Source organism: Parafannyhessea sp. (assembly GCF_051876455.1).
In the GTDB taxonomy this organism is placed as follows: Bacteria; Actinomycetota; Coriobacteriia; order Coriobacteriales; family Atopobiaceae; genus Parafannyhessea.
Genome location: NZ_JBJEHW010000201.1, coordinates 21,925 through 34,236 on the forward strand (window position 1 = coordinate 21,925; position 12,312 = coordinate 34,236).

The window sequence follows — 12,312 nt, forward strand, 5'->3', positions numbered from 1 at the left end:
CTTCGCGGCGGGCTTGGCAGCCGGCTTCGCGGGCTTTGCCGCGGCAGCAGGCTTTGCCGCTGCCTTGGGAGCCGCGACCTTCTCGGCAGCCTTTGCCTTGGCTGCGGGCTTGGCAGGCTTCGCCGGTGCCACGTACGGCGCGACGGGCTCCTTCGCGACCTCCTTCTGCACGTCCTCCAGGACGAAGGGCAGGAAGTAGGTCATCTGCTTCTTCCACCAGTACCAGTCGTGCGTGACGTCCGCGCCCCAGTAGTCGCACCAGTGGTCCACGCCCAGGCGCGTGAGCTGCTCGCCCACCAGGCGCTCGTCACGCGCGAACTCCTCGCCCTCGCCCTGGCCGCAGCAGAACAGGATCGAGCGGTTGCGGTAGGTCTGCACGTAGGGGTGGTCCTCAGGCATGTTGGGCAGGAAGGCCAGCAGGTCGTTGTCGTACAGCGTGGAGTCCATCCAGTCGCCAAAGAAGTAGCCGGAGTGGTAGATGCCGGAGAGCGCCATGCAGCCCTGGAACAGGTCCGGGCGGCGGAACAGCGCGATCGCGGCGTGGACGGCGCCCATGGAGCAGCCAAACGCGATCGGGCGCAGGTTGGAGCCGTTGACCTCGTGCACGCGGGGCAGCAGCTCGTCCGTTACGAAGCGGAAGTAGGCCTCCTGGCGCTGGGCGCGCTCGGCGTTGTCGCCGTCGAGCTTGGACCAGCTGTCCTCGTCGAAGTTGTCGACCGAGAAGAGCTGGACCTTTCCGCCGTCAAGGTACTCGGCAAGGGTGTCGACCATGCCCTCGTCCTCGAGCTCGGTCGCCTTCTTGTCCTGGGTCTGGAACGCGACGATGGGGTAGCCCTTCTCGCCGTAGACGATGACGTGGGCGTCCTTGCCCAGGGCCTTGCTCTTGAGGGTGATGACTTCTCGCTTCATATGTGGATGTCCTCCTATCGAGTACACATTCATTTAAGGCGACGTGTCGGCAGATGGTACAAAAATGCCCGCCGACGGGTAATTGCCTGGGTGAATTGTAACATTCCGCAGGAAGACGTGCATATCTGAGGGGTTATTGCGGCGCCGCGGGGGCCTTCGCGACGCTGGGACGCCGTTGGTTCCGGAATGCCGGGCTTTGGGACCACGCGAGCAGCGGAACTGCACGAGTCGCACGATCGGGCGACCCGTGCCTAGACCCCGAGCTCGTAGATCACGAGCGGCATGGTGCCCGTGGTGGGGTAGGTGAGGTCGAAATTGCCCAGCCGGTCAAAGCCGTAGCGCTCGTAGAGGTGCTGGGCCGGCGTGTTGGTGGTGAGTGTGTCCAGGCGCACGACGGTGCAGCCACGGCGGCGCGCCTCGCTACAGGCGTGGTCCAGGAGGGCGCGGCCGACGCCGCGGCCTGCCGCCCAGGTGGCGCTCGCGATCAGGTGCACGACCAGGATCTGGTTGGGCCTTGCGTCTACCTTCCAGGGGATGCGGTCGTACTCCTCGTCCTGGCCCAGGCGCAGCAGGCAGGCGCCCGCGAGGCGGCGGGTGTCCTTCTCGCCCAGCGCATCCGGCAGCTCCGCCACGAAGAACTCGCCTGCCGCGATGCACTCGCGCAGGTAGTCGTGGGTGGGATAGACGCCCTTCTCCCAGTTGGGCGCCGTGGGGAGGCTGCCGATCTCGTCGATCAGGTCGTCGTAGAACGCGATGACGGCGTCGGCGTCCGCCGGCGTGGCTGGCCTCACGAGGGGCGCGCTGCTGGTGTTGGTGGTCAAGGCTTGCCTCTTCCTTCCCGGTGCGCGATGTGGTGGGAAGAGTCTAGCAGCTGCCTGAAGGCGCGGCCGCGGCACGGCCCCGCGCAAACGGGATTTAACACGGGCCGCACGGCTTGCCCAAGATTGCGAGGGCGGGGTTGCCGCGAGGGCAGCCAGCCTCAGGAGAGCAGCCAGGCGATGCCCCGGGCCGTGCGCCCCGGCTCGTCGGTGAAGTGGTTGCCGGGGTTGAGCTCGAAGGTGGTCTGGACGCCGCGCGCCGCGAGCGTGCGCTCGACCTCGCGCGTGCGGTCCTCCACCGTGCGCAGGTAGGCGTTGCGGGTCTTGGCCTCGCGGTCGCCCACGGAGAAGTACGCGCGCTCCAGGGCTGAGGCCGGCTCGTGCGTGCGGGCGAACTCCGCGAAGTCCGGGTACCAGAGCGAGCCCGAAACGCTTGCCACGCGCGGGAACGCGTCCGTCACGAACGGCGCCCACGCCGCAAAGAGACCCGCAAGGGAGTAGCCCGCGAGCGCGGAGAGGGACGGCCGCGCCGGCCGGAGCGCCTCCTCGACGGCGGGCATCACGTGGCTGGTGAGGAGCTCGAGCTGCGCCGCGGCCTCGCCCGCGTAGGGCTGCGCGCCCTTGAACGTGGGCGGCGCGGGCCAGGGGCTGAGCGCGTCGTCCCAGTTGGGCGCGGGTATGACGGCGAGCGCGAACGGCGGGCAGCCAAGCGCCTGGCACGCCTCCCACACGTCGCGACCGTCGCCCTTGAACTCATGCAGGTAGACGACGGGAAGCTCCGTTCCGCCTGCCGGCTCCGGCGTCCAGAGGAACACGTCGGTTCCCGATGCGTCGAGCTTCTGCATGGCCCCTCCCAACGTTGGCGGCATCCGTCCGCCACCATGCTAGCGCCGCTGGCCGAGGCGTAGGGCCGCGGGGGTGTTCTTCTCGCCCATTTGCGCGAAAATGCTTGCAAACGCGCAAAAGTGAGCAATACTAAGCAGCAGAAGGCAAAAACGAGCACTTTCGAGCAAAGGCGCGCACGCGCGCCAGAAGGGTGGGGCCATGTCGGACGCAACGCAGCAGGCAGCAACGCCGCAGGTCAACGCTGGTAAGAAGGGCGCGGCCCCGGGCCCGCGCGACGCGGCCGTGGCGGCGAGCGAGGCCTTCGCCTCCGTGCAGGGCAAGCCGTTCCCCACGGACGTCTTCACGGCACCGCAGCTCACGTGGGCCGTCATCGGCTGCGGCGTGATCGCCAACCAGATGGCGCAGTCCATGGCGCTGGCCGGCCGCCGCATCCACGGCGTGGCCAACCGCACGCGCTCCAAGGCCGAGGCGTTTGCCCAGCGCTACGGCGTCGAGCGCGTGTACGCGAGCGTCGACGAGCTCTACCGGGACCCGGACGTGGACGCCGTCTACATCACGACGCCGCACAACACGCACATCCGCTACCTGCGCGGCGCCCTTGCGGCCGGCAAGCACGTCCTGTGCGAGAAGAGCATCACCCTCAACTCGGAGGAGCTCGCGGAGGCGCGCGAGCTTGCCCACCAGCACCACGTGGTGCTGATGGACGCCACCACGATCCTGCACATGCCGCTCTACCAGGAGCTCCTGCGCCGCATGCGCGCCGGCGAGTTTGGCCGCATGAACCTGGCGCAGCTCAACTTTGGCAGCTACAAGGAGTACGGCGACCTCACCAACCGCTTCTACAACATCAACCTCGCGGGCGGCGCCATGCTCGACATCGGCGTGTACGCGCTGTCGCTCATGCGGCTCTTCATGGACGGCGCGCCCACCGAGGTCGTGAGCCTGGGCAACCTCGCCTCCACCGGCGTGGACGAGGCCGGCGGCATCGTGTGCCGCAACGCGAGCGGCCAGCTGGGAGTGATCAGCCTCACGCTCCACTCCAAGCAGCCCAAGCGCGCGGTCCTCAGCTTCGACCGCTGCTACATCGAGGCGATGGACTACCCGCGCGCGGACCACGCGACCATCGTGTGGACGGCCGACGGCCGCCGCGAGGAGGTCCGCGCCGGCGAGGAGGGCTACGCGCTCTGCTACGAGCTGGCCGACCTCGAGTCCGCCGTGGCCGGCGACGCGGACAAGGCGGCCCTGCTGGACTACGCGTCCGACGTGATGGACGTGATGACCGAGGTGCGCCGCAGCTGGGGCGTCGTCTACCCCGAGGAGCGCTAGTGCTCGCCCACGACCGTCAGGCGCGCATCGTGCGCATGGTGGGGGAGCGCGGCGTCGTGGCCGTGTCCGACCTCGCCACGGCCTTTGATACGTCCGAGTCGACCATCCGCCGCGACCTCGACCGCCTCGCGCACGAGCGGCGCCTCGTGAAGGTGCATGGCGGCGCCATGGCCCTGGAGCGCGCGCACCTCACGCGCGACCTCACGCTTCCGGACCGCTACGGTCTCCACGCGGGCGAGAAGGACGCGATCTGCCGGCTTGCGGCGACGCTCGTGGGCCCGGATGACTTCGTATACCTGGACGCGGGCTCCACGGTCGAGGCGCTCGCGTCCCTGCTCGCGCCCACGCGCGCCGCCTTCGCCACCAACTCCGTGTCGACGGCGCTCGTGCTCGCTGCCAAGGGGCTGCGCACAATCGTGCTGGGCGGCGAGCTTGTGGACGCCACCAAGGCCCTGAGCGGCCCGGACACCACGGAGGCCATCGCGCGCTACAACTTCACGCTCGGCTTCTGGGGAACCAACGGCGTCACGGCAGAGGCAGGCTTCACGGTGCAGGACCGTGGCGAGGCGGCCGTCAAGTCCGCCGCGCTCGCGCGGTGCGCGCGCCCCTACGTGCTGGCAGACGCCAGCAAGCTGGGCAGGCGGAGCCTCATCACGTATGCGCCGCTCGAGGCCGCCACGCTCGTGACCGCGGGCGACGTTCCCGCGCAGTGGCGCGACCGCGAGGGAGTCGTGGTGGCGGATGGGGCCGGCATCGGCGACAATGGGCCTGTCGACGACGACTGACCCGGGAGGTAGCATGGCGCGCATACTGGTGTTGAACGGCTCTTCTCGCCCACGTGGCTTTACCCGGCGGATGATCGACTCGTTCTGCGCCGGCGCGCGCGGTGCGGGCAACTCCGTCGAGGTGATCGACCTGCGAAAGCTTGACATCCACTGCTGTGTGGGCTGCCTCCACGGCGGGGCGGACCCGGCCCACCCCTGCACGCAGCGCGACGACATGGCGCAGGTCTACGCTGCGTACCGGGCCTGCGACGTGGTGGTGCTCGCGACGCCGCTCTTCTTCTGGTCGTACAGCGGCCTGCTCAAGAACGCGTTCGACCGGCTGTGGGCGCTCGCGGAGTGCCACCCGGACGAGCTCCACGGCAACGGCCGCTCGGGCGCGCTGCTGGTCGCGGCGGGCGGGGCTCACCCCGCACAGCTGCTGGCGCACTTCGACTACCTCATGCTCCGCATGGGCTGGCGCAACCTGGGCTCCGCCGTGCTGCTGCACACGGACGACCTGGACGCGTCCGCCCTCGCCGACGTGCCGCAGGCCCGCGAGCTGGGCGCCTCCATTCATTAGAGGTCGCCCGGCCCGCGGCGGGACCTACTCGCCCAGCGCCTCGCCGTCGCTCCACGCCTGGCCGACCTTCTCGCCCAGCGCGTAGTAGCCGCTGTGGAACGTGTCGAACGTCAGCGGGCGCAGCCTCGCGATGTCGGGCTTGCCGTCCGCGTCCAGCACGGAGTCGTCCGCCAGCACGCCCACGACCTTGCCGACCACGCGGTGCCCGCTCACGGCCTCGTCGTCCTCCACGACCTCGCACTCGAGCGTCAGCGGGAACTCCCCGATCACCGGCGCGTCCACGCGCGAGCTCTTCGTCGCGGTCAGGCCGCTGCGCTCGAACTTGTCCGCCACGGTGTTGCCCGAGGCGATGCCAAAGTAGTCCGCCTCGCGCACGTGCGCCTCGTCCGCCACGGAGATCGTGAACGCCTTGCGCCTGGCGATGTTCTTCGAGGTCTTGTGCCGCGCGCCGATGTTGAGCGCCACCTTGTCCGTGTCGCAGATGCCGCCCCACGCCATGTTCATCACGTCGACGCTTCCGTCGTCGTTGTACGTCGCGATCATGAGCACCGGCATCGGCGCCAGGTACGGGCCGACCTTCACGTCCCTCAGCATGCTTCCTCCAAACTCGCCGCACTCGGCGGCAGTCGTCAGTTACCTGGCTTCTACCCACTCGCCCCGAGCGCCAACGCCCGACGCCGGCGAGCGACCGCCCCACCAGCCGCGCTATACTCGTGCCAACCACAACGTTAGGAGAGCCATGTCCCAGCAGAAGCGCATCCTCGTCGGGCAGTCGGGCGGTCCCACCTGCGCCATCAACGCGAGCCTCGCCGGCGTCATAGCGGGCGCGGGCGAGAAGAACGTCCATCCCGTCGGCATGCGCTTCGGCATCCAGGGCTTCCTCGACGGCCGCACGGTCGACCTCGCGCAGGCCGTTCCCAACGAGGACGCGCTGCGGCTCCTGCGCGACACGCCCGCCAGCTGGCTCGGCAGCTGCCGCTTCAAGCTGCCGGAGCCCGAGGCCGACCCGGAGTTCTTCGCCCGCGCGCTCGAGCGCATCGAGGCCGCGGGCGTCTCGGCCGTGCTCTACATCGGCGGAAACGACTCGATGGACACCATCGCCAAGCTCGCGCGCTACGGCGCCCGGGAGGGGAGCGACGTCCGCTTTGTGGGCGTGCCCAAGACCATCGACAACGACCTCGTGCAGATCGACCACACGCCCGGCTACGGCAGCGCCGCCCGCCTCGTGGCCACGGCCGTGAGCGAGGTCGCGCGCGACGCGGACGTGTACGACCTCAAGAGCGTCACCTTCGTCGAGATCATGGGCCGCGACGCCGGCTGGCTCGCGGGCTCGGCCTGCCTCGCCCACCCGGACCTCGTGCTCCTGCCCGAGGTCCCCATCGAGGCCGACGCGCTCGTGGCCAGGATCGAGGCACTTCTCGCCAAGAAGAACACCGTCGTGGTCGCGACGTCGGAGGGGGTGCGCACCCCGGACGGCCGGCTCGTGGCCGAGGGAACCGTCGCGCCCGGTACCGGCACGGACGAGTTCGGCCACCTGGCGCAGCTCTCTGGTGCGAGCCGCTACCTCGCGGCGCTCGTGAAGGCGCGCCTGGGCTGCAAGACGCGCGCCGTGGAGCTCTCCACGCTGCAGCGCTGCGGCAGCCACTGCGCGAGCAAGACGGACCTGGACGAGGCCTTCGAGCTCGGGCGCATGGGCGTGCGCGAGGCGCTCGAGGGCGCCACGGGCGTCATGTGCTCGCTCCGGCGCACGCAGGACGACCCGTACGCCGTGCGCTACCTCACCGTGGACGTGAGCGAGGTCGCCAACCAGGTCAAGCCCGTCCCCAGCACATGGATCGCGGCCGACGGCATGGGTGTCACGGCGGAGTTCGAGCGCTACGTGCGCCCGCTCGTCGGTCCGGCCGAGCCCATCGCGCTCGACGGCGGCCTTCCCCGGCAGATGCCACCGCTGGCGTAGCGGCGCTCAGAATATATATGACTCGACCCCGAAGGCCGTCGGTCGTCGGGGTCGCTTCGTCTATGGGACGGCCTGGGCCTCCGCCGCCCTCGCCCTTCTCGCCTAGTGCGTGGAGACCGAGAAGAACGTGTAGTCCCGCACGTGCCGCGACACGGAGTACTCGAAGGCGACGCCATCGTCCAGGAAGCCGACCTGGTTTACCTCGAGGGCGGGGCTGCCCTTTGGCACGTCGAGCTTCTCCAGCTCGTCGTCGGGGACGATGACCGCCCTGATGGCGCGGTGGGCGCTCGAGATCTTGAGCTTGAGCGTGTCCTCTATGTAGCCGTAGATCGAGCCCTCGAGGTTCTTCATCCGCAGGTCGGGGATGAGGTTGATGGGCATCCACGTGTGCTCGATCACCAGGGGCACGCCGTCAAGGCAGCGCACGCGGCAGATGCGGTACACGAACTCGTCCGGCTCGATCGAGAGCTTTTTGGCGACCTCGGCGTCCGGGTGCTCAACGGTGAACTCGTACACGACGGAGCTCACCGTGCCGCCCTCGCGGTTGTCGTGCTCCCGCGTGAACCCCTGCATCTGCGCCGACTTGCTCATGAACTCGTTCGTGGGGAGGTTCGACGGAGTCAGGCTCTTGATGAAGGTGCCGGACCCGCGCCGCCTCGCCACGAGCCCGCGGTTCTCGAGCTCGTTCATGGCCTTCTTGATGGTGATCTTGCTCACGCCGTACTGTTCGCAGAGCTCCATCGTGGTCGGGATCTTGTCGTTTGGCTTGTAGACGCCCGACCTGATCTTGTCGGTGATGTCCTCGATCACCGCTTCGTACTTCAGCATGCCCTGCTCCCTTCCATTTACGCGAAGTATAGCAGAAGACATGTCTTTTACCGCTCAAGGACATATTTATACCGCTCGGCTTGTTCCGGAAAAACGGTCTTGCACAAAACGTGGCGTCGTGTAGGATTTATGGAAGACATAGACTGAATCACAAAAAGACATGTCATAAGTTCCAAACATTGACCAAGCAGACGAACGAAAGGGAAGTGGTGAAGATGAGCGGAGAAGAGCTGCCCACCAAGCTTCCGAAGGACTTCTTCCTGGGCGCGGCCATGTCCGGCCCCCAGACCGAGGGTGCCTGGCAGGCATACGGCAAGCTCCCGAACCTCTGGGACCGCTGGAGCAACGAGGACATCACGGGCTTCTACAACCTCGTGGGCTCCTACGCCGGCAACGACTTCACGCGCCGTCGCGACGAGGACATCAAGATCTTCAAGGACCTCGGCCTCGACTCCGTGAGGACCTCCATCCAGTGGAGCCGCCTCATGGACAAGAACGGCAAGCTCAACCAGGCGGGCGCCGACTATTACCACGCGCTCTTCTCGGCCTTCAAGGACGCCGGCATCGACGTCTTCGTGAACCTGTACCACTTTGACATGCCGGCCTACCTGTTCGACCGCGGCGGTTGGGAGAACCGCGAGGTCATCGAGGCCTACGCCAACTACGCCCGCGCCGCGTTCGACGAGTTTGGCCAGGAGATCAAGAACTGGTTCACGTTCAACGAGCCGATCGTGGAGCCGCAGCAGCGCTTCACCAACGCCGTGTGGTACCCGTTCCACCACGACTTCGCCGAGGCGCGCCGCGTGCAGTACGGCATCTCGCTGGCGCACTCGCTTGCGGTGAACGAGTTCAGGCTCGCGCAGGCCGCGGGCACCGTCCGCAAGGACGCCAAGATCGGCCTCATTAACTGCTTCACCCCACCCTACACCAAGGAGAACCCGAGTGAGGCTGACCTCGAGGCGGTGCACGTGGTCGACGGCGTCGACAACCGCTGGTGGCTCGACCTCGTGACGAAGGGCGACTTCCCCCAGGACATCCTGGACGACCTCGATCGTGCCGGCATCGACCTGGGTGTGCGCCCCGGTGACGCGGAGATCATCAAGCAGGGTCCCGTCGACTGGCTCGGCTTCAACTACTACCACCCGGCAAGGGTCCAGGCTCCCTCCAAGAAGACGGACCAGTACGGCAACCCCGTGTTCGCGGAGGAGTACGTGTGGCCCGACGCCGTGATGAACAAGAGCCGCGGCTGGGAGATCTACCCCAAGGGCATCTACGACTTCGCGATGACCATGAAGGAGAACTACCCCGACCTCGAGTGGTACGTCTCCGAGAACGGCATCGGCATCCAGGGCGAGAACGCGAGCAAGGACGCGTCCGGCACGATTCAGGACGACTACCGCGTCGAGTTCGTCCGCGACCACCTGAAGTGGATCGCGAAGGCCATCGAGGACGGCGCGAAGTGCCGCGGCTATCACTACTGGGCGGTCATCGACAACTGGTCCTGGTCGAACGCCTTCAAGAACCGCTACGGCTTCGTGGAGGTCAACCTCGACGACAACTACAGCCGCCACTACAAGAAGAGCGCCGACTGGCTGCGCCGCGTCGCGACCACGCACACGATCTTCGAGTCCTAGTTGGTAAGAAGGCGCGGGCTAGGCGACCTGTGCCTGTGGATATGCGGGAGCTTCCCCGCGAGGAGGAATCATGGCAGAAGAAGTAGCAGAGGAGAAGCAGAGCTTCCTAGACAAGTTCTCAGAAGTCTCCGCGAAGATCGGCAACCAGGTGCACCTGCGTTCGCTGCGCGATGGCTTTGCCACGGTCATGCCGATCTACATTCTGGCCGGCATCGCCGTCCTGATTAACAACGTCGTCTTCCCGCTGTTCCTGACGGGTGACGCACTGGCGAACGCCCAGTACTGGGGCAACGCGATCACCCAGGGCACGCTGAACGTCGCGACCATCATGCTCGCCGGCATCATCGGTTACTGCCTGGCACGCAACAAGCGCTTCAAGAACGCCATCGCGTGCGTCGTCGTTGGCATCGCAGCGCTCTGCATCATGATGCCGCAGACCCTGAGCAGCACCACCGCGACCATCTCGGACATCACCGAGCTCACCTACACCAGCACCTCTGACAGCACCAAGACCAAGACCGTCTCTTACGACACCGTCGCCAAGAAGGTCGCCCCCAAGGGCTACCAGCTCACCAGCGTCGGTTCCGACAACGTCTCCGGCGCCTTCTCCAAGACCTACACCGGCACCAACGGCCTGTTCGGCGCCATCATCATCGGCCTTGTCGCCACCACCATCTTCATCAAGCTGTCCAACAACGAGAAGCTGCGCGTGAACCTCGGCGAGGGCATCCCGCCTGCGGTCGCTGACACGTTCAACACCATGTTCCCGATGCTCATCACGCTGACCATCTTCGGCGTCGTCGCCGCACTTCTCCACGGCATCTGGGCGACCGACCTCATGACGCTCATCAACACCTGCATCGCCGCGCCCCTCAAGGGCTTCGTGAACGCCGGTCCTTGGTTCATCATCCTGGTCTACACCCTCGCCAACCTGCTCTTCTGCCTCGGCATCCACCAGTCCACGATCTCCGGCGTCCTTGCTGAGCCTATCCTCACCATCCTCATCACCGAGAACATGGCCATGTACGCCGCCGGCCAGACCATCCCTGCCGATCACTACATGAACATGCAGATCATCAACACCTTCGCCCTCATCGGCGGCTCCGGCTGCACCCTGATGCTCCTCGCCGACACCTTCCTGTTCTCCAAGAGCAAGGCCTCCAAGGACATCGCAAAGCTCGCCGTCCTGCCTGGCATCTTCAACATCAACGAGCCTGTCATCTACGGCTACCCGATCGTCTACAACCTGCCGCTCATGATCCCGTTCGTCCTCGTTCCCGATCTGTTCATCGGCCTCACCTACGCCCTCACCTGCGCCCACATCCTCGCCCCCTGCGTCGTCATGGTTCCCTGGACGACCCCGGTCTTCATCTCCGGCTTCCTGGCCGTTGGCGGTGGCACCGCCGGCGTCGTGGCCGTCATCTGGCAGGTCATCGAGTTCGCCCTCGGCATGCTCATCTACCTGCCGTTCATGAAGGTCTCCGAGCGCGCTCAGAAGAAGCAGATGGAGCTCGCCGAGCAGGCCGAGAAGGACGCGGATGCAAAGGCTGCGGCTCAGACCGCCTAGCACACCTGACGTCGACTTCCCATTCCCCCTTTGTGAGGCACCTCGTGGCGGTGTCACGGGGTGCCTCACCCCCCATTTGTCCTAACGTGTGATATGGGAGCCGAAGAAGGCCCCGCCGTTCCAAGAAAGGAAATGGTAGACATGAAGATCCTGCTTGCCTGCAACGCCGGTATGTCCACGAGCCTGCTCGTCCAGAAGATGCGCAAGGAGGCCCAGGCACAGGGCATCGACGCCACGATCGATGCCGAGCCGCTCGGTCCCGCGCTGGACGACGTGAAGGACTACGACGTCCTCATGCTCGGTCCCCAGATCAAGTACGCTCTGGGTGACGCCAAGGAGGCGGCCGAGGGCAAGACCCCCGTACGCGTTATCGCGATGGCCGACTACGGCCGCATGAATGCCAAGAAGATCCTGGCCGACGCCCAGAAGGCCATCGAGGAGGGCTAGAACATGGCAGAGGAGAAGGACGAGCAGCAGGAGCCCGACATGGAGGAGGCCTGCTTCCAGATCATCTCGACCGTTGGTTGTGCGAAGTCGAACTTCATCGACGCGATCCAGAAGGCCAAGGCAGGTGACTTCGAGACGGCAAAGTCCCTCATCGAGGAGGGGAAGCAGACCTACCTCGAGGGCCACAAGGTTCACATGGGACTCCTGCAGGAGGACGCCCAGAAGATGGGCTCCACCAAGGTGCCGCTGCTCCTGGTGCACGCCGAGGACCAGCTGATGCAGGCGGAGACCGTCCGCATCATGGCCGAGGACCTCGTGGACGTCTACCAGAAGCTCGCGGACCTGCAGAAGTAGCGCCCGCGCCGAGCGCTGCCTGTCGCGTCCCCACAAGGAAGAGACTTCGGACACGGGCGTCCTCCAACCGGGCGCCCGTGTCCTTCTCTCCTGATCATCTGGAAATGCGTTGGGGAGGCCGACGTGGCGTAGGATGCTAGCATCGAGCAAGCAGGGGCCGGCGCCTGCCGCGTCCCGTGACGGAAAGGACCATCAATGGAGAAGAACGAGGGCACGGGGGCGCAGCCGCTCCTCTTCCCGAAGCCGGTGTTCCACAACAAGATCTGGGGTGGCCGCTACCTG

13 protein-coding genes are annotated in these 12,312 nt (G+C 66.6%); 8 read left to right on the plus strand and 5 right to left on the minus strand.

The window, feature by feature from the left end:
* The 3 genes from ACI38Z_RS08525 to ACI38Z_RS08535 form a co-directional block, all read right to left on the minus strand.
* On the minus strand, positions 1–909 hold a 909-nt coding region (locus tag ACI38Z_RS08525), incomplete at its 3' end, for an alpha/beta hydrolase-fold protein (protein ID WP_439789771.1).
* 251 nt (positions 910–1,160) lie between these two features.
* Complete coding sequence (locus tag ACI38Z_RS08530) at positions 1,161–1,730, minus strand: GNAT family N-acetyltransferase (protein WP_439789772.1); 570 nt, start codon at positions 1,728–1,730, stop codon at positions 1,161–1,163.
* Between the two features lie 158 nt (positions 1,731–1,888).
* Positions 1,889–2,572, minus strand: a complete 684-nt coding sequence (locus ACI38Z_RS08535; protein ID WP_439789773.1) for an alpha/beta hydrolase-fold protein — start codon at positions 2,570–2,572, stop codon at positions 1,889–1,891.
* Between the two features lie 199 nt (positions 2,573–2,771).
* Here ACI38Z_RS08535 and ACI38Z_RS08540 point away from each other — a divergent pair, with 199 nt between their 5' ends.
* The 3 genes from ACI38Z_RS08540 to ACI38Z_RS08550 are packed head-to-tail and all read left to right on the plus strand — an operon-like array spanning position 2,772 to position 5,243.
* A complete protein-coding gene (locus tag ACI38Z_RS08540) occupies positions 2,772–3,899 on the plus strand; it encodes a Gfo/Idh/MocA family protein (protein WP_439789774.1) in 1,128 nt (375 codons plus the stop codon).
* Positions 3,899–4,684 carry a DeoR/GlpR family DNA-binding transcription regulator gene (locus ACI38Z_RS08545; RefSeq protein WP_439789775.1) on the plus strand — a complete coding sequence of 262 codons (786 nt, stop codon included), beginning with the start codon at positions 3,899–3,901 and terminating at the stop codon, positions 4,682–4,684. Before ACI38Z_RS08540 ends, ACI38Z_RS08545 begins: the two co-directional genes overlap by 1 nt.
* 13 nt (positions 4,685–4,697) lie before the next feature.
* Positions 4,698–5,243 (plus strand): flavodoxin family protein, encoded by a 546-nt coding sequence (locus ACI38Z_RS08550; RefSeq protein ID WP_439789776.1) that lies wholly within the window; start codon positions 4,698–4,700, stop codon positions 5,241–5,243.
* Between the two features lie 24 nt (positions 5,244–5,267).
* Here ACI38Z_RS08550 and ACI38Z_RS08555 read toward each other — a convergent pair whose 3' ends face one another.
* The gene (locus ACI38Z_RS08555) at positions 5,268–5,837 is read right to left on the minus strand and encodes a flavin reductase family protein (RefSeq protein WP_439789777.1); all 570 of its coding nucleotides are present in this window, start codon (positions 5,835–5,837) and stop codon (positions 5,268–5,270) included.
* Between the two features lie 145 nt (positions 5,838–5,982).
* Here ACI38Z_RS08555 and ACI38Z_RS08560 point away from each other — a divergent pair, with 145 nt between their 5' ends.
* Positions 5,983–7,200, plus strand: coding sequence for a diphosphate--fructose-6-phosphate 1-phosphotransferase (locus ACI38Z_RS08560; RefSeq protein WP_439789778.1), 1,218 nt, complete (start codon positions 5,983–5,985; stop codon positions 7,198–7,200).
* Between the two features lie 102 nt (positions 7,201–7,302).
* Here ACI38Z_RS08560 and ACI38Z_RS08565 read toward each other — a convergent pair whose 3' ends face one another.
* Complete coding sequence (locus ACI38Z_RS08565; protein WP_439789779.1) at positions 7,303–8,028, minus strand: GntR family transcriptional regulator; 726 nt, start codon at positions 8,026–8,028, stop codon at positions 7,303–7,305.
* A 215-nt stretch (positions 8,029–8,243) separates the two neighbouring features.
* Here ACI38Z_RS08565 and ACI38Z_RS08570 point away from each other — a divergent pair, with 215 nt between their 5' ends.
* From ACI38Z_RS08570 to ACI38Z_RS08585, 4 genes are all read left to right on the plus strand, one after another.
* The gene (locus tag ACI38Z_RS08570) at positions 8,244–9,662 is read left to right on the plus strand and encodes a glycoside hydrolase family 1 protein (RefSeq protein ID WP_439789780.1); all 1,419 of its coding nucleotides are present in this window, start codon (positions 8,244–8,246) and stop codon (positions 9,660–9,662) included.
* 70 nt (positions 9,663–9,732) lie between these two features.
* Positions 9,733–11,229, plus strand: coding sequence for a PTS sugar transporter subunit IIC (locus ACI38Z_RS08575; RefSeq protein WP_439789781.1), 1,497 nt, complete (start codon positions 9,733–9,735; stop codon positions 11,227–11,229).
* Positions 11,230–11,361: 132 nt separating this feature from the next.
* Positions 11,362–11,676, plus strand: a complete 315-nt coding sequence (locus ACI38Z_RS08580; RefSeq protein WP_439789782.1) for a PTS sugar transporter subunit IIB — start codon at positions 11,362–11,364, stop codon at positions 11,674–11,676.
* A 3-nt stretch (positions 11,677–11,679) separates the two neighbouring features.
* Entirely contained in the window at positions 11,680–12,030 is a 351-nt protein-coding gene (locus ACI38Z_RS08585; protein ID WP_439789783.1) for a PTS lactose/cellobiose transporter subunit IIA, read from the plus strand.
* The last annotated feature ends 282 nt before the right edge of the window (positions 12,031–12,312 follow it).